This window comes from Nocardia miyunensis NBRC 108239 (genome assembly GCF_001613065.1).
GTDB lineage: Bacteria > Actinomycetota > Actinomycetes > Mycobacteriales > Mycobacteriaceae > Nocardia > Nocardia miyunensis.
Map to the genome: position 1 here is coordinate 1 of NZ_BDBQ01000090.1, position 23,065 is coordinate 23,065.

General features: G+C 67.7%; 25 protein-coding genes. 14 read left to right on the forward strand and 11 right to left on the reverse strand.

The window, feature by feature from the left end; all coding sequences use genetic code 11:
• From infB to truB, 8 genes are all read left to right on the forward strand, one after another.
• Positions 1 to 1,920, forward strand: a 1,920-nt coding sequence (gene infB, locus NM2_RS35660) for a translation initiation factor IF-2 (protein WP_067678485.1), incomplete at its 5' end; no start/stop codon positions are given.
• Positions 1,921 to 2,039: 119 nt separating this feature from the next.
• Positions 2,040 to 2,330, forward strand: a complete 291-nt coding sequence (locus NM2_RS35665) for a DUF503 domain-containing protein (RefSeq protein WP_040825781.1) — start codon at positions 2,040 to 2,042, stop codon at positions 2,328 to 2,330.
• A gap of 46 nt (positions 2,331 to 2,376) precedes the next feature.
• A complete protein-coding gene (rbfA, locus tag NM2_RS35670) occupies positions 2,377 to 2,820 on the forward strand; it encodes a 30S ribosome-binding factor RbfA (protein WP_067678488.1) in 444 nt (147 codons plus the stop codon).
• Positions 2,821 to 2,890: 70 nt separating this feature from the next.
• On the forward strand, positions 2,891 to 3,901 hold the full coding sequence (locus tag NM2_RS35675) for a DHH family phosphoesterase (RefSeq protein WP_067678672.1): 1,011 nt from the start codon (positions 2,891 to 2,893) through the stop codon (positions 3,899 to 3,901).
• Between the two features lie 254 nt (positions 3,902 to 4,155).
• Positions 4,156 to 5,553 carry an MATE family efflux transporter gene (locus tag NM2_RS35680; protein ID WP_245718365.1) on the forward strand — a complete coding sequence of 466 codons (1,398 nt, stop codon included), beginning with the start codon at positions 4,156 to 4,158 and terminating at the stop codon, positions 5,551 to 5,553.
• Between the two features lie 92 nt (positions 5,554 to 5,645).
• Positions 5,646 to 6,605, forward strand: a complete 960-nt coding sequence (locus tag NM2_RS35685) for a metallophosphoesterase family protein (RefSeq protein WP_157121536.1) — start codon at positions 5,646 to 5,648, stop codon at positions 6,603 to 6,605.
• A gap of 331 nt (positions 6,606 to 6,936) precedes the next feature.
• Positions 6,937 to 7,602, forward strand: coding sequence for a 4'-phosphopantetheinyl transferase Npt (gene npt, locus NM2_RS35690; RefSeq protein ID WP_067678678.1), 666 nt, complete (start codon positions 6,937 to 6,939; stop codon positions 7,600 to 7,602).
• On the forward strand, positions 7,602 to 8,525 hold the full coding sequence (gene truB, locus NM2_RS35695) for a tRNA pseudouridine(55) synthase TruB (protein WP_067678492.1): 924 nt from the start codon (positions 7,602 to 7,604) through the stop codon (positions 8,523 to 8,525). The genes npt and truB overlap by 1 nt, the downstream gene beginning before the upstream one ends.
• Positions 8,526 to 8,553: 28 nt before the next feature.
• Here the strand turns inward: truB and NM2_RS35700 are convergent, their stop codons facing one another.
• The 5 genes from NM2_RS35700 to NM2_RS35720 all read right to left on the reverse strand — a co-directional run bounded on the left by NM2_RS35700 (position 8,554) and on the right by NM2_RS35720 (position 11,540).
• Complete coding sequence (locus NM2_RS35700) at positions 8,554 to 9,003, reverse strand: type II toxin-antitoxin system VapC family toxin (RefSeq protein ID WP_067678494.1); 450 nt, start codon at positions 9,001 to 9,003, stop codon at positions 8,554 to 8,556.
• Entirely contained in the window at positions 8,993 to 9,262 is a 270-nt protein-coding gene (locus NM2_RS35705; protein ID WP_067678495.1) for a type II toxin-antitoxin system Phd/YefM family antitoxin, read from the reverse strand. Before NM2_RS35705 ends, NM2_RS35700 begins: the two co-directional genes overlap by 11 nt.
• Positions 9,263 to 9,333: 71 nt before the next feature.
• Positions 9,334 to 10,026, reverse strand: coding sequence for a GntR family transcriptional regulator (locus NM2_RS35710; RefSeq protein ID WP_067678499.1), 693 nt, complete (start codon positions 10,024 to 10,026; stop codon positions 9,334 to 9,336).
• Positions 10,013 to 10,786 (reverse strand): maleate cis-trans isomerase family protein, encoded by a 774-nt coding sequence (locus tag NM2_RS35715; protein WP_084531904.1) that lies wholly within the window; start codon positions 10,784 to 10,786, stop codon positions 10,013 to 10,015. Before NM2_RS35715 ends, NM2_RS35710 begins: the two co-directional genes overlap by 14 nt.
• 13 nt (positions 10,787 to 10,799) lie before the next feature.
• Positions 10,800 to 11,540 (reverse strand): maleate cis-trans isomerase family protein, encoded by a 741-nt coding sequence (locus tag NM2_RS35720; RefSeq protein WP_067678503.1) that lies wholly within the window; start codon positions 11,538 to 11,540, stop codon positions 10,800 to 10,802.
• Positions 11,541 to 11,626: 86 nt separating this feature from the next.
• Here NM2_RS35720 and NM2_RS35725 point away from each other — a divergent pair, with 86 nt between their 5' ends.
• Together NM2_RS35725 and NM2_RS35730 are read left to right on the forward strand one after the other, a co-directional pair.
• Positions 11,627 to 12,592, forward strand: coding sequence for a D-2-hydroxyacid dehydrogenase (locus NM2_RS35725; RefSeq protein WP_157121538.1), 966 nt, complete (start codon positions 11,627 to 11,629; stop codon positions 12,590 to 12,592).
• 27 nt (positions 12,593 to 12,619) lie between these two features.
• Complete coding sequence (locus NM2_RS35730) at positions 12,620 to 14,005, forward strand: amidase (protein ID WP_218026054.1); 1,386 nt, start codon at positions 12,620 to 12,622, stop codon at positions 14,003 to 14,005.
• A gap of 268 nt (positions 14,006 to 14,273) precedes the next feature.
• Here NM2_RS35730 and NM2_RS35735 read toward each other — a convergent pair whose 3' ends face one another.
• Together NM2_RS35735 and NM2_RS35740 are read right to left on the reverse strand one after the other, a co-directional pair.
• A complete protein-coding gene (locus NM2_RS35735) occupies positions 14,274 to 14,771 on the reverse strand; it encodes a DUF3830 family protein (protein ID WP_067678512.1) in 498 nt (165 codons plus the stop codon).
• 11 nt (positions 14,772 to 14,782) lie between these two features.
• Positions 14,783 to 16,024 carry an aspartate aminotransferase family protein gene (locus tag NM2_RS35740; RefSeq protein WP_067678515.1) on the reverse strand — a complete coding sequence of 414 codons (1,242 nt, stop codon included), beginning with the start codon at positions 16,022 to 16,024 and terminating at the stop codon, positions 14,783 to 14,785.
• Positions 16,025 to 16,202: 178 nt separating this feature from the next.
• Between NM2_RS35740 and NM2_RS35745 the strand changes: the two genes are divergently transcribed.
• Positions 16,203 to 17,612: an NAD-dependent succinate-semialdehyde dehydrogenase gene (locus NM2_RS35745; protein ID WP_218026055.1), complete on the forward strand. Its 1,410-nt coding sequence runs from the start codon at positions 16,203 to 16,205 to the stop codon at positions 17,610 to 17,612.
• A 52-nt stretch (positions 17,613 to 17,664) separates the two neighbouring features.
• Positions 17,665 to 18,723, forward strand: a complete 1,059-nt coding sequence (locus tag NM2_RS35750) for a tartrate dehydrogenase (protein ID WP_067678518.1) — start codon at positions 17,665 to 17,667, stop codon at positions 18,721 to 18,723.
• Positions 18,724 to 18,843: 120 nt separating this feature from the next.
• Here the strand turns inward: NM2_RS35750 and NM2_RS35755 are convergent, their stop codons facing one another.
• The 3 genes from NM2_RS35755 to NM2_RS35765 form a co-directional block, all read right to left on the reverse strand.
• The gene (locus NM2_RS35755; RefSeq protein WP_157121540.1) at positions 18,844 to 19,242 is read right to left on the reverse strand and encodes a nitroreductase family deazaflavin-dependent oxidoreductase; all 399 of its coding nucleotides are present in this window, start codon (positions 19,240 to 19,242) and stop codon (positions 18,844 to 18,846) included.
• A 301-nt stretch (positions 19,243 to 19,543) separates the two neighbouring features.
• Positions 19,544 to 19,747 (reverse strand): hypothetical protein, encoded by a 204-nt coding sequence (locus NM2_RS35760; RefSeq protein ID WP_067678526.1) that lies wholly within the window; start codon positions 19,745 to 19,747, stop codon positions 19,544 to 19,546.
• A 55-nt stretch (positions 19,748 to 19,802) separates the two neighbouring features.
• Positions 19,803 to 20,465, reverse strand: coding sequence for a metal-dependent transcriptional regulator (locus tag NM2_RS35765; protein ID WP_169816299.1), 663 nt, complete (start codon positions 20,463 to 20,465; stop codon positions 19,803 to 19,805).
• 288 nt (positions 20,466 to 20,753) lie between these two features.
• Here NM2_RS35765 and NM2_RS35770 point away from each other — a divergent pair, with 288 nt between their 5' ends.
• On the forward strand, positions 20,754 to 21,722 hold the full coding sequence (locus tag NM2_RS35770; RefSeq protein ID WP_084531907.1) for a bifunctional riboflavin kinase/FAD synthetase: 969 nt from the start codon (positions 20,754 to 20,756) through the stop codon (positions 21,720 to 21,722).
• A gap of 15 nt (positions 21,723 to 21,737) precedes the next feature.
• Here the strand turns inward: NM2_RS35770 and NM2_RS35775 are convergent, their stop codons facing one another.
• The gene (locus NM2_RS35775; RefSeq protein ID WP_067678531.1) at positions 21,738 to 22,556 is read right to left on the reverse strand and encodes an alpha/beta fold hydrolase; all 819 of its coding nucleotides are present in this window, start codon (positions 22,554 to 22,556) and stop codon (positions 21,738 to 21,740) included.
• Positions 22,557 to 22,789: 233 nt separating this feature from the next.
• On the opposite strand from NM2_RS35775, the gene rpsO reads away from it, so the two are divergent.
• The gene (gene rpsO / locus NM2_RS35780; RefSeq protein ID WP_067678534.1) at positions 22,790 to 23,059 is read left to right on the forward strand and encodes a 30S ribosomal protein S15; all 270 of its coding nucleotides are present in this window, start codon (positions 22,790 to 22,792) and stop codon (positions 23,057 to 23,059) included.
• The last annotated feature ends 6 nt before the right edge of the window (positions 23,060 to 23,065 follow it).

Here is a 23,065-nt window from a genome sequence, read left to right on the forward strand (position 1 = left end):
GGCGGTGCCGCGGGCGCCTTCGGGCGTCCCGGTGGCGCGCCGCGTCGCGGCCGCAAGTCCAAGCGGCAGAAGCGCCAGGAATACGACTCGATGCAGGCGCCCGCCGTCGGCGGCGTGCGGCTGCCGCGCGGCAACGGCGAGATCATCCGGCTCGCCCGCGGCGCTTCGCTGTCGGACTTCGCCGAGAAGATCAACGCCAACCCGGCCTCGCTGGTGCAGGCGCTGTTCAACCTCGGTGAGATGGTCACCGCGACCCAGTCGGTGAACGACGAGACGCTCGAGCTGCTCGGCGGCGAGATGAACTACGTCGTGCACGTGGTCTCCCCGGAGGACGAGGACCGCGAGCTGCTGGAGAGCTTCGACCTCACCTACGGCGAGGACGAGGGCGGCGAGGACGACCTGCAGGTCCGTCCGCCGGTGGTCACCGTCATGGGCCACGTCGACCACGGTAAGACCCGACTGCTGGACACCATCCGCAAGACCAACGTCCGCGAGGGCGAGGCCGGCGGCATCACCCAGCACATCGGCGCCTACCAGGTCCTGACGAACGTCAACGACGAGGAACGCCTGATCACCTTCATCGACACCCCGGGTCACGAGGCGTTCACCGCCATGCGTGCCCGTGGTGCGAAGTCCACGGACATCGCGGTGCTGGTGGTCGCCGCCGACGACGGCGTGATGCCGCAGACGGTGGAGGCGATCAACCACGCGCAGGCCGCGGACGTGCCGATCGTGGTGGCGGTCAACAAGATCGACAAGGAGGGGGCGAACCCCCAGAAGATCCGCCAGCAGCTGACCGAGTACAACCTGGTGGCCGAGGAATTCGGTGGCGACACCATGTTCGTCGACATCTCCGCCCGGGAGAACATCAACATCCAGGGTCTGCTGGAAGCGGTCGTGCTGACCGCGGACGCGGCGCTGGATCTGCGGGCCAACCCCGACATGGACGCGCAGGGTGTCGCCATCGAGGCGCACCTGGACCGCGGCCGTGGCCCGGTGGCGACCGTGCTCATCCAGCGCGGCACCCTGCGGGTCGGCGACTCGATCGTCGCGGGCGATGCCTACGGGCGTGTGCGCCGCATGGTCGACGAGCACGGCGAGGACGTGGACGCGGCCCTGCCGTCGCGCCCGGTCCAGGTCATCGGCTTCACGTCGGTGCCCGGCGCGGGTGACAACCTGCTCGTCGTCGAGGAGGACCGCATCGCGCGGCAGATCGCCGACCGCCGCAATGCGCGCAAGCGCAACGCGCTGGCCGCGCGCAGCCGCAAGCGGATCAGCCTGGAAGATCTGGATGCCGCTCTGAAGGAGACCTCGGAGCTGAACCTGATCCTCAAGGGCGACAACTCGGGTACCGTCGAGGCGCTCGAGGAGGCCCTGCTGGGCATCGAGATCAGCGACGAGGTGCGGCTGCGGGTCATCGACCGCGGTGTCGGTGGCGTCACCGAGACCAACGTCAACCTGGCCTCGGCGTCCAACGCGATCATCATCGGATTCAACGTGCGCGCGGAGGGTAAAGCTACCGAGCTGGCCAACCGCGAGGGCGTGGACATCCGGTACTACTCGGTGATCTACCAGGCCATCGACGAGATCGAGAAGGCCCTCAAGGGCATGCTCAAGCCGATCTACGAAGAGGTCGAGCTGGGGCGCGCGGAGATCCGGGCGATCTTCCGCTCCTCGAAGATCGGCAATATCGCCGGTTGTATGGTCACCGCGGGGTCGGTCAAGCGCAACGCCAAGGTGCGCCTGATCCGCGACAGCGTGGTAGTCGCCGAGACGACGCTGCAGTCGTTGCGCCGGGAGAAGGACGATGTCATGGAGGCTCGCGAGGGCTTCGAATGTGGTATCACCCTGGGCTACAACGACATCAAGGAAGGCGACATCATCGAGGCCTTCGAGCTTCGGGAGAAGCCGCGGGACTGAGCGGAATCGTACCTGTCACATCGTCGTCGCGCTTCGCTTGCGGCCGGGTCACCCGGCCGCAAGCGGCGGGGCGGCGGCGGTGGGCGGGTCGGTACCGCTGAAAACAAAGAGGTGAGCCCTTGTTCATCGGAGCGCTCGAGTTCGACATACTGCTCGGCGACGTTCATTCGCTCAAGCAGAAGCGTTCCGTGATCCGTCCGGTCGTGGCCGAGTTGCAGCGTTTCGGCGTCAGCGCGGCCGAGGGCGGAGAGCACGACAAACATCGTCGTACCCTGCTGGGCGTCGCGCTGGTCAGCTCCGAGATGGGTCATCTCACGCAGGTGCTGGACAAATGCGAGCGCCACGTTGCGGCTCGTCCGGAGTTAGAGTTGCTGGCAGTACGCCGCAGAATCTTCGGGCCAGAGGACTGACCGGCGGCATCGTGTCCGCCGCTAGTGGATACTTCAGGAGGACGCCATGGTGGATCAAGCCAGGGCACGCCGACTCGCGAAGCGGATCGTCTCGATCGTGGGTACGGCGATCGAATACGAGATCAAAGATCCGCGACTGAGTTTCGTGACGATCACCGACGCCAAGGTGACCGGTGATCTGCGCGAGGCGACCGTTTACTACACCGTGCTGGGCGAGAATCTGCAGTCCGAGCCGGATTACGCGGGCGCGGCCGCGGGTCTGGACAAGGCCAAGGGCGTACTGCGGTCCAAGGTCGGCGCCGCGACGGGGATCAAGTTCACCCCCTCGCTGGCATTCGTCCTGGACACCGTGCCGGATGCGGCGCGGGAGATGGAGGAGTTGCTCGCTCGGGCCCGTGCGGTCGACGAGCGGGTTGCCCAGGTGGCCGCGAATGCGACCCACGCGGGCGACGCCGACCCCTACAAGACCGAATCGGACGAGGAAGACTGACCGCGTTCTCGTGGTCACCGCGGTCGGGCCGGTCATCGGTTCGGCCGCCAGAGGAAACGTGGTCGAGACCATGACAGCAGTAACGCCGGCGGCCGATCTCGCTGCGGCCGTGCAGGTTCTGGATACGGCGCGGTCGGTGACCGTGCTGTGTCACGTTCAGCCCGACGCCGATACCATCGGCAGCGGGTTGGCTCTCGCGCAGGTGCTGCACCGGCGCGGGACCCCGGTGCGGGTTGCCTTCGCCGCACCGGCCGACTTACCGGTCTCGATGCGATCGCTGCCCGGCACCGAACACCTGGTGCCGCCGGACCAGGTGCCCGCCGAGGTGGACGTGCTGGTCGCCGTGGATTGCGGCAGCGCTGGCCGGCTCGGGGCGCTGGCGGACCGGATCGGCGGTGCGGCAACGACTCTGGTGCTCGACCATCATCGCTCGAACACTTGTTTCGGCTCGGTGAACGTGGTGGACCCGACCGCGGAGTCGACCACCGCGCTGGTGGCTCGGGTCCTCGATGCCTGGGGCGAGCCGATCGATTACGACATCGCCTTCTGCCTGTTCGCGGGTCTGGTGACCGACACCGGATCGTTCAAATGGGCGGGCCCCGGCACGCACAGACTTGCCGAAAGATTGCTGTCTACCGGTATCGATGGCGCGGGCATCACCCGGACGCTGATGGACACCCATCCGTTCGGCTGGCTCGGCATGCTCTCGCGGGTGCTGGACACCGCGCGGCTAGAACCGTCGGCCGCCAGTGGCGCGGGACTGGTCTACGTCTTCGTGCGCCGCGACGATATGGACGGGGTGCGTTCGGAGGAGGTCGAGAGCGTCATCGACGTCATCCGCACCACGGCCGAGGCCGCGATCGCGGTGGTGTTCAAGGAATCTCGCACCACCTGCGAACTCTGGACGGTCTCCCTGCGTTCCCGCGCTTCGGGCATCGGCGCGGACGACGGCGTGGACGTGGCTCGGGTCGCGGCCGTCCTGGGCGGCGGCGGCCACCGCTACGCGGCGGGCTACACGACCACCGGAACGCCGGAGCACCTGGTCGCCTCCCTGTTGTCGGCCCTCGAGACCGCCGGTTAGCCGAATGGTTACCAGCGAGGGGTTGTATCACACCGGCCCTCGGCTGTTCACCGCGGTTGACGATGCATATCTGTCCGTTTCGACGTCGCAGTGACGCGCGTTCGGCGCGAGCGGCGTCCGTACCAGCATCTTCGCCGGGATCGTGCCCGGTAGGCGACTTGTCGGACCCCTGTGCGATCGTGGTGTCCGATGTGACGAGCGATCGGGAAGGGATGTCGTGAGCTCGATCGGCGGTGCACTGTCCGGTGATGCGGATGACTGCGGGAGGGGTGGGCGCGATGTCCGGTGACGCGGTGCGTGAGCAGGTGGCGAGGGAGGACGCCGAGCGGCCCGAACTTCCGGCGGCCGGTCCGGGGCGGATTCTGCGGATCGCGATTCCGACCTTGGGCGTGCTGGTGGCCGAACCGATCTATCTGCTGTTCGATATGGCGGTGGTCGGGCGGTTGGGCGCGCTGGCGTTGGCGGGGCTCGCGGTCGGCGGGCTGATTCTCGGGCTGGTGAGCACACAGCTGACGTTCCTGAGTTACGGCACCACCGCGCGGGCGGCTCGGCGGCACGGGGCGGGGGACACCCGCGGGGCCGTGGGGGAAGGTGTGCAGGCCAGTTGGCTGGCGATCGGTATCGGTGTGGCGATCATCGTCGTGCTGGAGGTGTTCGCGGCGCCGATCACCCATGCGGTCGCGGGGCGGGCCGATATCGCGGACGAGGCCGTGCGCTGGGTGCGCATCGCCTGCTGCGGCGTGCCGATGATCCTGCTGGCCAACGCCGGGAACGGCTGGATGCGCGGTGTCCAGCGGATACGCCGTCCGCTGGTGTATGTGATCGCGGGACTGGTGATTTCGGCCATCCTGTGCCCGACGCTGGTGCACGGGCTGCTGGGCGCGCCCCGGATGGGACTGGCCGGATCCGCGACGGCGAATCTGGCCGGGCAGCTGGTTTCGGGCGGGTTGTTCCTGAGTTCGCTCGTGCGGCAACAGGTTCCGCTGGCTCCCCAGCCGGAGGTGATGCGCGATCAACTGCGGCTCGGCCGCGATCTCATCATGCGCAGCTTCGCCTTTCAGGCATGTTTCGTCTCCGCGGGCGCGGTGGCGTCCCGATTCGGCGCGGCCTCGGTGGCGGCGCATCAGCTGGTGTTGCAGCTGTGGAATTTCCTCAGCCTGACGCTGGACTCGCTGGCGATCGCGGCGCAGACGCTGGTGGGCGCTGCGCTGGGCGCGGGCCATGCGGCCGGTGCGCAGCGGCTCGCGCGGCGGATCACGGCCTGGTCGACGCTGTTCGCGGTCGTGCTCGCGGTGATCTTCGCGGCGGGCAGCGTCCTGGTGCCGGAGTTGTTCACTCGCGACGGGCAGGTCCTGGACCGGGTCCACGTCATCTGGTGGTTCTTCGTTCCGCTGATTTCGGTGGCAGGGGTGGTCTTCGCCCTGGACGGTGTGCTGCTCGGCGCGGGCGACGCGGCCTATCTGCGCAACACCACGATGCTGGCGGGCCTGCTCGGTTTCCTGCCGATGATCTGGCTGTCGCTGGTCTTCCACTGGGGGATCGCCGGAATCTGGGCGGGCCTGAGCGGGTTCATCGTCGCACGCCTGGTCGCGGTCGGTATCCGGGCGGTTTCGGGCCGCTGGGCGCGGGTGGGGGCGGAACTGCCGTCGTAGCACGGTTGGCCCGCGGGCCCGGATGCATGGGAATGTGGAGAAGATAGCCGCGGTTACGCAGGGGACGCGGGCGAGCAGAGAGGTTGTGCCGGGTGGTTCCGAAGCTGATGGCGGTGAGCGATATCCATGTCGGGCATCAGGGCAACAAGCCCGTGGTCGAGGCGATCCGCCCCGACTCGCCCGAGGACTGGCTGATCGTCGCCGGGGACGTCGGGGAGCGCAGTGACGACATCCGCTGGGCGCTGCGCATCCTGCGGGAGCGCTTCGCCAAGGTGATCTGGGTGCCCGGGAATCACGAACTGTGGACCACGGCCAAGGATCCGGTGCAGATGCGCGGCGCGGCGCGCTACGACTATCTGGTGGCGCTGTGCCGCGACCTGGACGTGATCACGCCCGAGGACCCGTTCCCGGTGTGGGAGGGCGAGGGTTCGCAGGAGTTCGGCGGTCCGGTGACTCTCGCGCCGATGTTCGTGCTGTACGACTACTCGTGGATGCCCGAGGGCGCGTACACCGCGACCGATGCGCTGCGTATCGCCCGCGACCGCAATGTCGTCGCCACCGACGAATTCCTGCTCTCTCCGGACCCGTACATCACCCGGGACGCCTGGTGTGAGGCCCGGGTGAAGTACACCCGCCGCCGTCTCGACGATCTCGAGCCCGGTACGCCGGTCGTGCTGATCAACCACTTCCCGCTGAACCGCGAACCCACCCGGATGCTGTTCTATCCGGAGTTCGCGCTGTGGTGCGGCACCCAACTCACCGCCGACTGGCACACCCGCTACAACGTCGTCTGCTCGGTCTACGGCCACCTGCACATTCCGCGCACCACGTTCTACGACGGCGTTCGCTTCGAGGAGGTCTCGCTCGGTTACCCGCGCGAATGGAAACGTCGCGGTCTCCCCGACAACCTCCTGCGCCAGATCCTGCCCGCCCCGAACTACGGCCCGGACGACCTGAACGAGTGGGGCGGCCACTTCAAGGTCACCCCGGAAATGGCCGAGGCCGCGGAGAAGATGCGTCAGATGGCCGAGCGCCGCCGCGGCCTCGCCTGAGTCGGGCCGAGCCGCCACGGCTCGATACGGGCGACGGCCGAGAGAATACGACGCTCGGCGCTGTGAGCTTTCAGGTCCGCCGATGGCCCCGACCGCGTCGGTGTCCGGACCGTCGCAGACTGCCTTCGGCGATCAGGTACGGCGTCGAACCGGTCGATCGCCCTCCCCGACGGCTGCCCGGATGGCGTCGGCAGGTCCTCGGCTAGGCTCGTGGAGCAGGTAGGCAGCGATTCAGGAGGCGGTCATCGAGGAGTCGGCGAGCGAGATGCATGCGGCAGGCAGCGTGTCCGATGGGACCAGTGACCGCACCGAAAGCAGCGGGCCCGCACGCATTCTCGGCAGAATTCTGCCCAGCGGTGTGGCCACGTCGGAATTGGTGCGGTATCCCGAGGATTTGCGGGTGCATCCGGGTGAGGAGCATCTGATCGCCAAATCGGTGGAGAAGCGGCGGCGGGATTTCATCGGCGCTCGGTATTGTGCGCGGCAGGCGCTGGCGCAGCTGGGTGAGCCGCAGGTGGCGATCGGCAAGGGGGAGCGGGGTATGCCGATCTTCCCGCGCGGTGTCGTCGGCAGTCTCACCCATTGCGATGGATATCGGGCCGCCGCGCTGGCGCACCGGTTGCGCTGGCGGTCGGTCGGGATCGACGCCGAGCCGCACGGTCCGCTGCCCGAGGGCGTGCTGGATTCGGTCAGCCTGCCAGCGGAACGCACCTGGCTCGACGGCGCGCTCCCGGCGACGGGTCTGCACCTGGACCGGCTGCTGTTCTGCGCCAAGGAGGCTACCTACAAGGCGTGGTTCCCATTGACGTTGCGCTGGTTGGGATTCGAGGACGCGCACATCACCTTCACCATCGATGACGACGGCGCCTCGGGTGGTTTCCGCAGCGAACTGCTGGTCCCGGGGCAGACCACCGACGGCGGCGCACCGCTGTCGTCCTTCGACGGGCGCTGGCTGATCACCGAGGGGCTGATCCTGACCGCCATCGCGGTCGGCTGATGGGCCGCGAACCCGCGCTGGTGGATGCGCTCGGCGGTCTGCTGATCGTGGATAAAGCCGGCGGTATGACCAGTCACGATGTGGTGGCCCGCTGCCGAAAGATCCTGCGCACCCGCAAGATCGGCCACGCGGGAACTCTGGATCCGATGGCAACCGGCGTGCTGGTGCTGGGTGTGGAGCGTGCGACGAAGATGCTCGGCCTGCTCAGCCTCACCACCAAGGCGTATTCCGCGACGATCCGGCTGGGCCGGTCCACCGTCACCGACGACGCCGAGGGCGAGATCCTCGCCACCACACCGGCCGCACACCTCGCCGACGCCGATATCGCTTCCGGCACAGCGCGATTGACCGGCGATATCGAGCAGGTCCCGGCGACGGTCAGCGCGATCAAGGTCGACGGTGAACGCGCCTACGCTCGCGCCCGTGCGGGGGAAGACGTTCAACTCGCCGCGCGCCCGGTCGCCGTCTCCCGCTTCGATCTACTCGCCCGACGTGATATCGACACCGGCACAACCACATTCGTGGATCTGGACGTCGAGGTCGAATGCTCCTCGGGCACCTACATCCGCGCCCTGGCCCGCGATCTGGGCGAAAGCCTCGGCGTCGGTGGCCATCTCACCGCCCTGCGGCGCACCCGAGTGGGCCCGTTCACCCTGGACCACGCCCGCACCCTGGAATCCCTGGCCGAGGACCCAACCCTGAACCTCGACATCGATTCCGCCGCGCGCCTTGCCTTCCCACATCGCACCATCACCCCCGAGCAGACCGAATTCCTGCGCGACGGGCGCTGGCTCGACCCGATCGGCCAACCCGGCGTCCATGCCGCCCTCACCGACGACGGCCGAGCCATTGCCCTGCTGGAAGAGAAGGGCAAACGCTCCTCACCCGTCCTGGTGGTCCGCCCCCGCGGCCTGATCGACTGAGCCACAAGACCATCGCGGCCCCTAGGTCTCAGATCGGTGGTCGTGTCACAGATACAACCGTGAGCAGTTTGTCCAGTCCGAGGTAATCGTCGGGGTTGGCTGTGAACAGGGGCAGTTCTTCTACGATTGCAGTGGCGGCGATCATCAGATCTGCCAACCGCCGTCGGGGTTTGCGGCCTATCGCGATCACGGAGGCCGCAATTCGCCCGTATACCCGAGCTGCGTGCGCATCGAACGGGATCGGATCGAATTCGTTCTCGGCTCGCTGCAGGACATCAAGGCGACGGGCGCGTTCCTCGTGCTCGTTGTAGATGTCTTGTTCGGCGTTCGTGCGTACCTCGTGCGGGCCCGCCGACAACTCGGCGAGAGTTATTGCGCTGATGGCCATCCGCATTGGTAGTTCGGCCGGATCGATGAACTGACGCAGGATGAGAATGTTCGTGTCCAGCAGTCCGGCCTCAACCGAGTCAGCGGTCATAAGGGCTGCTCGCTTCGTGGTCGAGGGCGGCTTCCTGGTCAGCCCGGAAGGCATCGACGTCCATAGCCGGGGCGGTGCGTGACATGGCGACAAACTCTGCTCGATCAACGAAGCGGCGTCGGCGACGCAGCGGGATCAGTTCGCCGATCTGATGTCCGTCTCGCGTGACGGTGAACGACTGACCGTGTTGGACGGCGTCCATGATCTCTTTGGATCTATTGCGGAGATCTCGCTGAGTAATCTCTGGCTGCGGGCTCACAGGCTTTATCTTAGTGCGCGTGTGGCACCATGTGCTACCTATTGCTGCATGACTGTCGGAACGACCGTCGCTCAGCTCACGTCCGGCTGGACCTCCGCCTCGGGTGGGTGCAGGGGCCGGAGGCGGTCGATGGCGTCGTGCATGTGGTCGATCAGGAGGGTGCGGGCGCGGGCGGGTGAGCCGTTGCCGATGGCCTCGCGCAGGTCGACGTGTTCGCGGGCCTGCTCGCGGATGTCCGGGTAGGCCGATTGCAGGGCGCCCAGGCACATGCGGGTCTCGATGAGCAGGGTGCGCGCGGCGCGGGTGAGGCGGGTGCTGGCGGCGCTTTCCACCAGCGCCTCGTGGAATGCCTGGTCGGCGGCGGAGACACCGGCGGCGTCACCGCGTTCGGCGCAGGTCAGCATCTCGGTGACGCTGGGGCCCAGGGCCTCGTAGGCGATGACTCGGCGGCCGTCCAGGATCAGTTCCAGCGCACCGCCCTCGATGGCGGTGCGGGCCCGGTAGACGTCGACCACGTCGTCGGGGGTCAGCTCGATGACGAAGATGCCCCGGTGCCGGATGCTGTGCAGCAGGCCCTCGGAAACCAAGCGCTGCATGGCTTCTCGGACCGGCCCGCGCGAGACGTCGAATTGCGCGGCGAGATCGGCCTCCACCAGCTGTGCGCCGGGCCCGAGGATGCCGTGCATGATGGCGTCGCGGAGTCGGTCGGCGATCATCTCGGCGGTGGACTGCCGATTGACCGGTTCGAATTCAATCACCGACATGAATCAGCCTCTCCGACAATAGCTTTCCCAGCCCCGACGGTTCGATGACCGAGGCCGGTGCGGCGGCGCCGGGCGGCGCTGCGGCGTCGGGAGCATATCCGGCCAGGCGCAGCCCCTCCCAGATGGTCACCTGATTGGCCGTGAGTACCGGTTTGCCCAGGGCCGCTTCCAGCTTCGGCAGCACCTCCAGGGTGTGCATGGCGGTGTCGGGAATCAGCAGCGCCTCGGCTTCGGGATGGTCGTTGGCCACCGCCAGTTCGAGTACCTGATCGGGGGACAGCGTGCCGACCTCCGCGGCGGTGTCGATTCCCGCACTGGACATCGACAGGACCTGAATCCCTTCGGCGGCAAGGAAATCCACGAACAGCCGGGCCACGTCGTCTGGGTAGCTCGCGCACACCGCGACTCGCGTCACTCCGATCGCCCGCGCCGCGTTGACGAAGGCGAAGCTGGTGCTCGACGCGGGCACTCGGGCGACCTCGGCGAGTCCGCGGACCTGTTCGCGCGCTCCGTCGGGTCCGTACACGAAGCTACCCGAGGTGCACGCCCACACCACGGCCGTCGGCTCGTACCCGGCCAGCAGTGCCGCGCCCTCGCGCAGCCGGGCCGGACTGCCCAGATCGAGCAGTTCGGGCACCGCGTGCAGGTCGGTGCCGTAGATGTGTGCGACGCGCAGATCTACGCCGAGCACCGCCGCGGCGCGGGGGTAGTCGTCCTCGGCGGCGTGGTCCGGATAGATGAAACCGATCGTGGGTGTCATGAGTCTCCTTTGGTCAGAACACGTTCTGGAGCCATTTGCCGGGCCCCATCATCGGCAGTTTCATCCGGCCCAGGCAGGCCCACATGGTGAGCTGGTTCGCGGTGAGCACGGGTTTGCCCAGCGCCTGTTCGAGCGGTTCGATCAGGTCGTAGGTGGGCAGGTTGGTACAGCTGACGAAGATCGCCTGCGCCTGCGGATCGTCGGCGTTGATGATGCGTTCGGCGATGGTGCGGTAGCTGACCTTCCAGATGCCGCCGCCCAGGCCGAGGTGATCCGAGCGGATGACCTCGCACCCGGCCTCGTCGAGGAAGTCGTGCAGTTTGTGGGTGAGAACCTCGTCGTAGGGGGTGATCACCGACAGGCGGCCGATCTCGAGTTTCTCGATCGCCTCGACCAGCGCCCCCGACGTGGTCACCGCATCGGCGGCCCCGGCGCGGCAGATGGTCTCGACCAGGGACCGCTCGTACTCCAGCCCCTTGATGAAACTGCCCGAGGTGCACAGATAGGCGATCACCTCGGGATCCACGTGCAGCACGTTGCGGGTTGCCGCGGTGAGGTGTGTCGAGTCGGACACCAATTCGGCCATCTCGACCGAAACCGGCACCGGTTCGTACGGGGTGCGCGCGAGGTGCAGGCTCACCTCGAGCGGCGCCCAGCGCCACAGTTCCCGCTCCAGCGCGAGATCGAACGGCGCGATAATGCCGATGCCCCGTTGGGCCACGGGCCCGTCGAATTCGGGCAAATTCAGTTCCACGAGGGCCCCTCTCGCGTCCAGCCTGGTAGTCCTCCGCACACGATCGGATTGTTGACAATCATACGATGTGTTTTTAGTCTGTCAATGTGAAAGAGGGCCCCATAGTCACCGTTTTGCACGATGGCACTCGGCCCGATGCGCAGCTGATGCGTCCGGTGCAAGAGCGAGCCGAGGTTCGCTACACGGCTGCGGATGGGTTCGCCGAGGCGTTGCGCGGTGCCGACGTACTGTTCGTCTACGACTTCCTGACCACGGCGTTGCCGGGTGCTTGGCCCGCGGCGGACCGACTGTCATGGTTGCACGTGGGCGCGACCGGTGTCGATTCGGTACTGTTCGACGAACTCGTCGCCAGCGATGTCACCGTCACCAACACCCGCGGCGTATTCGACACTTCCATCGCCGAATACGTTCTCGCGCAGATCCTCTCCTTCGCCAAGGACCTGCCGGAATCGCAGCGCCTGCAGCGCGATCATCGCTGGCGCCATCGCGAATCCGAACGGATCGCGGGTGCGTCGGTGCTGATCGTGGGCACCGGATCGATCGGCCGGGCCATCGCGCGGCTGCTGCGTGCGGCAGGTATGCGGGTGCGTGGGCTGGGGCGTCGCCCGCGCACCGACGATCCCGATTTCGGCACCATCGGCACCGATCTGCACGCCGAACTTCCCGCGGCGGATTATGTGGTGGCGGTCACACCGCTGACCGCGCAGACCCGGAACATGTTCGATGCTCGAGCTTTTACGGCTTTCAAACCACATGCCCGTTTCATCAACGTCGGTCGTGGGGAATCAGTAGTGACAGACGATCTCGTCGCGGCACTGCGGGCCGGTGCTCTGGCCGGTGCGGCGCTCGATGTCGTCGATCCCGAGCCGCTGCCGCCAGGCCATGAGCTGTGGGATCTGCCGAATGTTCACCTCACGCCACACAATTCCGGTGATTTCGTCGGATGGCGTCGCGAGATCGTAGCGGCGTTCGCCGACAACTTCCGGAAGTGGATCGATGGCCGACCGCTGGACAACGTGGTCGACAAGAGGCTGGGTTACGTGCCCGCCTGAAGGGAGTCACCTATGGCCCACCCCGATATCGATTTGCCTACCGAGCCCGCCGCCATGACGGCGGTCGAGCTGGTCACGGCATACTCGGCGGGTGCGTTGTCGCCGGTGGAAGCGACCCGCGCGGTCCTGGATGCGATCGCCGCTCACAACGATTCGGTCAACGCGTACTGTCTGGTCGATCCGGACCGGACGATGGTGCAGGCCAAGGAGTCCGAGGCGCGCTGGCATGCCGGGCATGTGCAGGGGCTGTTGGACGGGGTGCCGATCTCGATCAAGGACATCTTCCTGACCGAGGGCTGGCCGACCCTGCGCGGTTCCACCTCGATCCAAGCCGACGTGCCGTGGCCGGTGGACAGCCCGGTGACCGCGCGGCTGCGCGAGGACGGCCTGGTGTTCGTGGGCAAGACGACGACGCCCGAGCTGGCCTGGAAGGCGGTCACCGACAGCCCGCTGACGGGCATCACCCGCAATCCGGTGGATCTGTCCAAGACCTCGGGCGGCTCGTCGGGCGGTAGCGCCGCGGCTGTCGCGGGCGGGATGGGCCCGATCTCGGTCGGCACCGACGGCGGCGGCAGCGTGCGGATTCCGGCCTCCTTCTGCGGCATCGTCGGATTCAAGCCGACGCACGGACGCATCCCGCTGTATCCGGCGAGCCCGTTCGGCCCGCTCGCGCACGGGGGTCCGATGACCCGCACCGTCGAGGACGCGGCCCTGCTGATGGACATCCTGTCGCTGACCGATCCGCGCGACCCCACCGCGCTCGCGCCGACTCTGACGACGTTCCGCAGCCAGCTCGCCCGCGATGTGCGCGGTTGCACGGTCGCCTATTCGGACACGCTGGGCTATGTCGACGTCGATCCGGAGGTCGCCTCGATCGTGGAGGCGGCGGTGCGCCGCCTGGACGAGGCGGGCCTGCGCGTAGTGACCGCGGATCCCGGATTCGCCGATCCGCTGGAGGCTTTCGAGCTGCTCTGGGCCGCGGGCGCGGCGACGATGCTCTCGAAATTCCCCGAGGGCACCCGCGAGCGCGTCGATCCGGGCCTCGGCGAGGTCTGGGACCAGGGCAACACCTACTCGGCGGTCGATTATCTGGACGCTCGCGCCATCGCCGCCGAGGTCGGCATCGTGATGGGCGCCTTCCACACCGCCCACGACGTCCTGATCACCCCCACCATGCCCATCCCCGCTTTCGAGGCCGGTCACGACGTCCCCCCGGGCAGCGGCCTGCGCAGCTGGCCCCAGTGGACGGGCTTCACCTACCCCTTCAACATGACCCAGCAACCCGCCATCTCCATCCCCGCGGGCACGACCGCCGAGGGCCTGCCGGTAGGCCTCCAGATCGTCGGCCCCCGCCACTCCGACGACCTGGTTTTGGCCGTAGCCCGCTTCGCGGAAACCGTCCTCGCCTCCTGACAGACAACGCACCCACCGAATATGAACATTCGGTGGGTGCGTCGACTGTTCGTGGCGGCCGTGCGATTGCTACCTCGACCGGGACCCGTTGTCGCCTCGACCGGGAGCCGTTGTCTCTCTACCGGAACCTGTTGTCGCCCAATGGGTTTGCCTGGTCAACGGTTCTGCTGGGCCTCGAAGCGCTTCGTGCTCGGTGCGGAATGCCGAAGAGCCCGGACCGCCGATGTTCTCGGCGGTCCGGGCTTCGGCGTACCGAGGGATGTCCTCGCTACTCGGCGCGGGTGAAGGCGAGGGTTTCGCCCTCGACGCCGCGCAGCCAGAGGTTGTTGCAGGCGGTGGCCAGGGCGGGCAGGCCCTCTTCGATGGTGGCGAAGACGCTGCCGGGGACCCAGCCCATGTCGCCGTTGATCAGCAGGTTGTTGCGGCCGTAGAAGAGGGCGAGATCCGTTGCGCCCTGGGCGTGGTGGGCTTCGGAGCCGGGTTCGTAGCCGTAGGCGGGGTTGCCGATTTCCCAGGGTTCGAAGTCGAACAGGCAGACGTCGCCGGGTATCGGTGTGATGGTGGGGTTCTCGCGGTGGGGCGCGGCGGTGATGCGGGGGACGAGGGTGTAGACCTCGTTGCGAGCGTATTTGGCGTGGAACGCGTCGCCCTCCTGGGGGAGGGCGTCCCATACCGCGGCGCAGGTGCGAGGGGCTTCGTCGTCGAGAAGCCTTGCGCGACAGGAGATTCCAGCCTTGGTCAGGGTGATGTCGATGTAGCGGGCCATGGGGCTCCCTTCTAGATCTCGTCGAGGACGTCGGACCACAGGGCCAGTGCGTCGTCGACCTGGCTCTCGGACACCACCAGCGGCGGAATCATCCGCACGACATTGCTGTACGCGCCGCAGGTCAGCAGCAGCAGACCCTTCTCCGCGGCCAGGCGCTGCGCCGCGCTCGCGGTGGCGGTGTCGGGTTCGCCTGTGGCCGTGGTGAATTCGGAGCCGACCAGCAGACCCAGACCGCGGACGTCGCCGACCGCGGCGGTGGCGGATTTGCGGACCCCCTCGACCAGCTGACGCCCGCGCACCGCGGCATTCTCCACCAGGCCCTCGGATTCGATGACCTCGAGCGTCGCGACGGCCGCGGCGCAGGCGACCGCGTTACCGCCGTATGTGCCGCCCTGCGAACCGGGCAACGCCTTGGCCATCAACTCCTCCGAGGCGGCGATACCCGAGATCGGGAAGCCGCTGGCCAGGCCCTTGGCGATGGTGATCACGTCGGGCCGGACGTCGAAGTGCTGGTGCCCGAAGAACTTTCCGGTGCGGCCGAATCCGGTCTGGATCTCGTCGAACACCAGCAGGATGCCGTGCCGGTCGGCGCGCTCCCGCAAGCCCTGGAAGAACGCGGTGTTCCCCGGGATGTAGCCGCCCTCGCCGAGCACCGGCTCCACGATGAACGCCGCGGTCTCCGCCGGAGAGCTCAGCGTCGCGAACAGGTAATCCAGTTCGCGCAGTGCGAAATCCGTCGCCTGCTCCTCGGTCCAGCCGTAGCGGTAGGCGGTGGGGAACGGCGCGACGTGCACCCCGCCCATCAGCGGGCTGAAGCCGGCCGAGAACCGGGTGCCCGAGGTCGTCATGGTCGCCGCGGCGACAGTGCGGCCGTGGAAACCGCCGTGGAACACGATGACATTCGGCCGCCCGGTGGCCTGCCGGACCAGGCGCAGCGCGGCCTCGATCGCCTCGCTGCCCGAGTTGGCGAAGAACAGTGAATTCAGTCCCTCGGGCAGCACCGTGCCGAGCTTCTCGGTGAGTTCGAGCAGCGGACGATGCATGACGGTCGTGTACTGGCCGTGGATGAGGCTGCCGACCTGCGCGCGGGCGGCCTCGACGACCCGCGGATGGCAGTGGCCGGTACTGGTGACTCCGATACCGGCCGTGAAGTCCAGATACCGTCGGCCGTCGGTGCCGTACAGATAACACCCTTCACCATGGTCGACCGTGACGGGAGTGGCTTGTTTGAGGACGGGGGAGAGCTCGGACATGGGTAGCCGCCTCGGAAAGTCGGGGGGATTGTCTGTTGTAGGATTGTTGACAATATGCATATCATGTCGGGCAGGCCCGCAGCAACGGTCTGCGGGGATTGAGGAGCGGACAGTGACGCACACCAGCGAGGATGTGAACGAGACCGAACGCCTGGCGATCGAGAGCGTCCCCACGGGACTGTTCATCGGTGGCGGATGGCGCGAAACCGCCGCCCGGCTGCCGGTCGAGGATCCGGCGACCGGGCAGGTGCTGTGCGGGGTGTCCGACGCCTCGCCCGACGACGGCCTGGACGCCCTCGCCGCCGCGGCGAACGCGCAGGCCGGCTGGGCGGCCACCCCGCCGCGCGAACGCAGTGATCTGCTCATGCGCGCCTACCGCCTGCTGCTCGAGGAGACCGATCGTCTCGCCCTGATCATGACGCTGGAAATGGGCAAGCCCCTCAGCGAGGCGCGCGGCGAAATCTCTTATGCCGCAGAGTTCTTCCGCTGGTTCGCGGAGGAGGCCGTGCGCCTGGACGGCGGCTACATGCCCGCGCCCGGCGGCGGTTCGCGGTTCCTGGTCACCCGTCAGCCGGTCGGGCCGAGCCTGCTCATCACGCCGTGGAACTTCCCGCTCGCCATGGGCACCCGTAAGATCGGCCCGGCCCTGGCCGCGGGCTGCACCTGCGTGGTCAAGCCCGCCGAGCAGACCCCGCTGTCCATGCTGGCCCTGGCCGACGTCCTGGTCCGCGCCGGACTGCCCGCGGGCGTGGTGAACGTCGTGACCACCTCGGATCCGGCCGCGCTGATGACGCCGCTGATCCTGGACGCGCGTTCGCGCAAACTCTCCTTCACCGGATCCACCGCCGTCGGCAAGATCCTGCTCGAACAGTGCGCCCGCACGGTCATGCGCACCTCGATGGAACTCGGCGGCAATGCGCCGTTCGTGGTGTTCGAGGACGCCGATCTGGACGAGGCCGTGGAGGGATTGCTCGCGGCGAAGATGCGCAACATCGGTCAGACCTGTACTGCGGCGAATCGAATCCTGGTGCAGCGCAACGTCATCGACGATTTCGCGCGTCGTCTCACCGAGCGGATGGCCGCGCTGCCGATGGGCCGCGGCACCGAGCCGGACGCGGTGGTCGGCCCCCTCATCGACACCGAAGCGGTGACGAAGGTGACCGATCTGGTGGCCGATGCGAAGCAGCGCGGCGCGACGGTCCTGCTCGGCGGCGATGTCGCCGATCGACCCGGAAACTTCTATCCCGCAACGGTTCTCACCGGCGTGCCGGACGAGGCCGCGATGTGCCACACCGAGATCTTCGGCCCCGTAGCGGCTCTGACGGCCTTCGACACCGAGGCCGAGGCGGTCGAACGCGCCAACGACACCCCCTACGGCCTGATCGGCTACGTCTACACCGAGAATCTGCGCCGGGGACTGCGCGTGAGCGAGGCGCTGGAAACCGGTCTGGTAGGACTGAACCAGGGCGTGATCTCCAACCCAGCGGCCCCGTTCGGCGGGGTGAAGGAGTCGGGTCTGGGCCGCGAGGGCGGATTCACCGGGATCGACGAGTTCCTCGAGACCAAGTACATCGGCGTGAAGGTGTGAGCGTCGCGCCCGGGACGCCCGAATACATCAGTGACACTGTGAGGGAGATTCGTTGAGTACCTACCGAATCGCGACCATCCCCGGCGATGGCATCGGGGTCGACGTGACCGCCGAGGCGGTGCGCGTCGTGGACGCCGTGCTGCCCGGCATCGCGTGGACCGAATTCGACTACTCGTGCGAGAACTACCTGCGCACGGGATCGATGATGCCGCCGGACGGTCCGGTCCGGCTGGCCGGATTCAACGCGATTCTGCTGGGCGCGGTGGGCTTTCCGGGAGTGCCGGACCATATCTCCCTGTGGGGCTTGCTGATTCCGCTGCGCCGCGCCTTCGGACAGTACGTGAATCTGCGTCCGGTGCGTCTGCTGCCGGGCACCGAATCGGCGTTGCGCGAGCGCACCGCGGCGGATCTGGACATTCTGATCGTCCGGGAGAATTCCGAGGGCGAGTACTCCGAGATCGGCGGCATCCACAATCCGGGCCGCCCGGAGGAATTCGTGCTACAGGAGTCGGTGTTCACCCGCGCGGGGTGTGAGCGCATCATCCGATACGGCTTCGAACAGGCGGCCGCGCGCGGTGGACGGTTGTGCTCGGCCACGAAATCCAATGGCCTGATTCACTCGATGCCCTACTGGGACAGCGTCTTCGAGCGGATCGCCGCCGAATTCCCGACCGTGCAGACCCGGCAGATGCACGTCGACGCGCTAGCCGCGGAGATCGTGCTGCATCCGGATCGCCTGGACGTGATCGTCGGGTCGAACCTGTTCGGCGACATCCTCTCCGACCTGGCCGCGGCCGTCACCGGCGGACTCGGGCTGGCCCCGTCGGGCAATATCAACCCACAGCGCGATACGCCCTCGATGTTCGAGGCGGTGCACGGCAGCGCACCCGATATCGCCGGACAGGGGATCGCCAACCCGGTCGCCCAGATCCTCGCCGCCGCAATGATGCTCGATCATCTGGGGGAGAGCGCGGCCGCGGCCGCCATCGACCGCGCGGTCTGCGATGTGCTGGCCGAGGGCGCGGTCCGCACCCCGGATCTCGGCGGAACCAGCACCACGGCCGACGTCGGCACAGCGATCGCGGAACGCGCGATGAGCCTGATTCCCTGACCCTCGCAACTGATTTCGGCCGATGAACCGTCGCGATCGCGACGGTTCATCGGGTGTCCGGGCGATGCCGCTGTCGGTGCGTCCAGCGGCCCGAGTGCTGCCTCGCCCTGACGGGGCCGGTCAGTCCGTCGCGATGTCGGCGAGGAAGAGCTTGACCCGGGCCCCGGCGATCCGGGCGACGAGTGGCAGCCCGGGACCGGCATCCTCGCGATCGACGATGCGCGGGTTGACGATTCGCTGCCGGCGGCCGAGGCTTCGCACCTCGGCCTCACCGGCGGCGAGCACGTTCTTCACCCAGTCGGTGCGGCCGTGTCCCAGGCCCACGCAGAGTTTGCCGTCGAAGCGGAAGGCGTTGACCGGCGTCGAATACGTCCGGCCGGACTTGCGTCCCCGATGCTCGACGACGGCGAACCACGGAAGGTACGGGGCCAGCGGGCGTATCACCGGATTCACGTACCGGGTCTGGATGCGATCCAGCCATTCCGGGAACATGCTGATCTCACGGTCGGGCGTAGGCATGTGCTCACTCCTGGAGTGCGGGCGCGGGCGGCCGCGCTGGATTGTCGATTCCGATGAAGATATGGCAGATCCATCCCGTCCGCAGCACCGAATACCTGATGGTGTTCGGTGGCTGCCTACGGGCCTGCCGGCCACTATCTCGGATACGACCGCCGCCGGTTGCTCGATGAGCATCTGAGCCGCTTTCGGGCGCCGGCGGCGGCGAGTCCCGTCGCCGATTCGCAGATGGCGCAGCATGATTCCCGCGATACATCGATCACCCGCATCCCCTCGGCAAATATTGAGATTGCCCGGGGCCGACTCAGCGGTGCTGTCCCGGCAGCACCACCGGGCCGTGCCCGCCGATGCACGTCCAACGCCCGTTCTGCTCGTGCGGGAACTGCCACGGCGTATGGCAGTGCAGGGTCGGCGGGGGAGCGGGAATCGTGGGCGCCGCTACGGCAGTTCCCGCGACACCGAAGGCGCCGGCAACACCCAGCAGCACAGCGACGGTTCGACGACTCATATCGGAGATGTCGTCCGTGGAACGTTCTTCGTTTCCCGTGCCGGTGACCGATCGTTCAGGACGTGAGCCAGATGGCTTCGGCGGCAGGACTACCCAGATCCACGGTCTGATCACCGATCCGGACCGCGATGGTGCCCGCGAAATCCCGGCGCTCCACCACTGCGATCGGCGTATCCAGCGCGATCCCGACCGAGTCGAAATACCGCAGCATGGCCGGATCGAAGTCGGAAATCCTTGCCACGCGGCCGTTTTCACCGGCCTGGAAATCGCTGAGCTGACGCGCGGGCGGGGTGGGCACCGCGCCGTCCACCGAGGGGATCGGGTCGCCGTGCGGATCGCGGTCCGGGTGGCCGAGTTTGGTGTCGATGCGTTCCATCAGCGTCTCGGAGACCGCGTGCTCGAGCACCTCGGCCTCGTCGTGCACCTCGTCCCAGCCGTAGCCGAGCTCGTTGACCAGGAACGTCTCGATCAGCCGATGCCGCCGCACCATCGTGATGGCCGCGCGGCGGCCCTCCTCGGTCAGCGTGATCGCCCCGTAGCGGGCATGTTCGACCAGACCCTGATCGGCGAGTTTGCGCACCGCCTCGGAGACCGTGGACGCCGAGACGCCGATACGTTCGGCCAGCAGTTTGGTCGTCACCTTCTCCTGCGACCACTCCTGCGCGGTCCAGATCACCTTGAGATAGTCCTGCGCGACCGAGGACAGCACCGGCGCGATACTTCCCCCGGCGGCGGACCCGGCCTCGGCGTGCGGGGAATCCTGGGATACCGGCGACGCTGCGGGGTCGACGAGCTCACGTCGGGTGGCGATATCTCGTTTTCCGGGCACATATCGAGCTTAGCCGGGCAGGTCGCAACCACCGAGCCGCAGCGGTGCTGGTGGGTGAGCGGGCGACTCCGCCGAGATGACGTGAGCGTGACGCCCGACGGATCTGTGCCCTGCGCGGCTGTGAACATCCACACCGCGGAATGCCCGTCACGAGCGGGCGTGACTAGGCTGCAGGCTGTGCAGAGATGGCGAAGTCTCGAGGAGATGCCCGCTGACTGGGGCCGATGTGTCCTGACCATCGGGGTGTTCGACGGCGTGCACCGCGGTCATGCCCAGTTGATCGGCCGTGCCGTGAAATCCGCCGCCGTGCGCGGTGTCCCCTCGGTCCTGATGACCTTCGATCCGCACCCGATGGAGGTGGTCCGTCCGGGTTCGCATCCGGCGCAGCTGACCACGCTGACCCGTCGCGCGGACCTGGTCGAGGAACTCGGCGTCGACGTGTTCTGCGTGATGCCCTTCACCCACGAGTTCATGAAGCTCACCCCGGCGCGTTACGTGCACGATCTGCTGGTGGAGAAGCTGCACGTGTGCGAGGTCGTGGTCGGCGACAATTTCACCTTCGGCAAGAAGGCCGCGGGCACCGTGGCGACCATGCAGGAACTGGGCGGGCGTTTCGGCTTCGAGGTCGACGGGGTCAAACTGGTCGGCGAACACGCAGTCACCTTCTCCTCCACCTACATTCGCGCCTGCGTCGACGCCGGTGACATGGCCGCCGCCGCCGAGGCGCTGGGCCGCCCGCATCGCCTCGAGGGCGTCATCGTGCACGGTGACGGCCGGGGCCGCGATCTGGGTTATCCGACCGCCAACGTGGCGCCGCCCATGCACGCGGCCATCCCCGCCGACGGCGTGTACGCCGGATGGTTCACCGTGCTGACCCCCGGCGCGATCGTCGGCACGACCCAGCCCGGCAAGCGCATGATGGCGGCGATCTCGGTCGGCACCAACCCGACCTTCTCCGGCCGCACCCGCACCGTGGAGGCGTTCGTCCTGGACACCGACGCGGATCTGTACGGACAGCACGTCGCGGTGGATTTCGTGGAGCATCTGCGCCCGATGCGCGCCTTCGCCTCGATCGACGAGCTCACCGCCGAGATCGCCCGCGACGTGGACCGCACCCGCGAACTGCTCGCCGAACCCGGGCGGTAGTCCGGCGAAACCTGTTCAGTCCGAGATGAATTCGGCAATGTCGGCATTGAGTTCGGCCGCGTGCGTGACGTACAGCCCGTGCCCGGCGGTCGGATACTCCTTCAGCACGCCGTCCTTCAGCAGTTGCACCGCGACCCGGCTGGTCGGCTCGATCGGGATCGACTGATCCGCCAGGCCGTGCAGCAGCAGGACCGGAAGGGTGATCTCCGCCAGATCCGGACGCAGATCGGACTCGCCGATCGCGCGCTGCATAGTCGTCGCGGCCCACGGTGCGGTCGCCAGACAGCGCCGGACCTCCTGGTCGATGAGTGCCGGGGACACGTCGTTACCCAGGTGGGTCGCGAAATAGCCCTGGGCCCGATCTGTCATCCACTTGGCCCGGTCGGCGGCCAGCGCCGCGATGGACGCGTCGATCGCGGCCTGCGGAATACCGGCGGGATGGTCCTGGCTCCAGCTCAGCTTCGGCGCCGCCGCGGCCACCAGCACCAGTCGGCGAATCCGGTCCTGACCGTGCCGAGCCAGGTAGTGCACCGCCTCGGCGCCGCCGCCGGAGTGCCCGATCAGCACCGCGTCGCGGATGTCGAGGTGTTCCAGCAGGGCGGCGACGTCGTCGGCGCGGGTGTCGTTGTCGTAGCCGCCGGACGGCCGGTCGGAGCGGCCGTGCCCGCGGCGGTCGAGCAGGATGCACCGGTAGCCCCGCTCGACGAAGTACGGCACCTGGTGTTCCCACATATCGGTGTTGAGCGACCATCCGGCCAGGAACACGATCGGCGTCCCCGATCCGTACACCTCGTACGCGAGGGTGGTGTTGTCGGTGGTCTGGAAGTACGGCATCGTCGTCTCCTGTTCTGTGGTGTGCCACCGATATTCGCGGTCGGAGGGAATGAACGCGATTACCCGCGGGGTAATGCGTCCGGGGCGGGCGTGGCGGTGACCGCCTGGCCGATTCGGATCGGCGCAGGTGATCCGGTATGCTGGCTCGTCGGGTTCGCTGCGGTTCGCGGTGGCGCCCGCCCGGGATCTCCTCCCGGTTCCTCGAGCGCGGACTGAAACATCAGGAGTGATTCGTGGCTCTGACCACCGAGCAGAAGTCGGCCATCCTCAAGGAGTACGGCCTGCACGAGAAGGACACCGGTTCGCCGGAGGCCCAGATCGCGCTGCTGTCCAAGCGGATCTCCGACCTCACCGAGCACCTGAAGGTGCACAAGCACGACCACCACACCCGGCACGGCCTGCTGGCCCTGATCGGTCGTCGTCGTCGCCTGTCGAAGTACCTGCAGGCCAAGGACATCGAGCGTTACCGCTCGCTGATCGAGCGTCTGGGCCTGCGTCGCTAGAGCGAC

Coding starts and splice junctions, on each gene's coding strand:
- NM2_RS35715 (WP_084531904.1), bottom strand. CDS start 10,786: ATGACACCCACGATCGGTTTCATCTATCCGGACCACGCCGCCGAGGAC.
- NM2_RS35760 (WP_067678526.1), bottom strand. CDS start 19,747: ATGAGTCGTCGAACCGTCGCTGTGCTGCTGGGTGTTGCCGGCGCCTTC.
- NM2_RS35735 (WP_067678512.1), bottom strand. CDS start 14,771: ATGGCCCGCTACATCGACATCACCCTGACCAAGGCTGGAATCTCCTGT.
- NM2_RS35775 (WP_067678531.1), bottom strand. CDS start 22,556: ATGCCGTACTTCCAGACCACCGACAACACCACCCTCGCGTACGAGGTG.
- NM2_RS35675 (WP_067678672.1), top strand. CDS start 2,891: ATGACAGCAGTAACGCCGGCGGCCGATCTCGCTGCGGCCGTGCAGGTT.
- NM2_RS35740 (WP_067678515.1), bottom strand. CDS start 16,024: ATGTCCGAGCTCTCCCCCGTCCTCAAACAAGCCACTCCCGTCACGGTC.
- NM2_RS35680 (WP_245718365.1), top strand. CDS start 4,156: ATGACTGCGGGAGGGGTGGGCGCGATGTCCGGTGACGCGGTGCGTGAG.
- rbfA (WP_067678488.1), top strand. CDS start 2,377: ATGGTGGATCAAGCCAGGGCACGCCGACTCGCGAAGCGGATCGTCTCG.
- NM2_RS35700 (WP_067678494.1), bottom strand. CDS start 9,003: ATGACCGCTGACTCGGTTGAGGCCGGACTGCTGGACACGAACATTCTC.
- NM2_RS35710 (WP_067678499.1), bottom strand. CDS start 10,026: ATGTCGGTGATTGAATTCGAACCGGTCAATCGGCAGTCCACCGCCGAG.
- NM2_RS35755 (WP_157121540.1), bottom strand. CDS start 19,242: ATGCCTACGCCCGACCGTGAGATCAGCATGTTCCCGGAATGGCTGGAT.
- truB (WP_067678492.1), top strand. CDS start 7,602: ATGGGCCGCGAACCCGCGCTGGTGGATGCGCTCGGCGGTCTGCTGATC.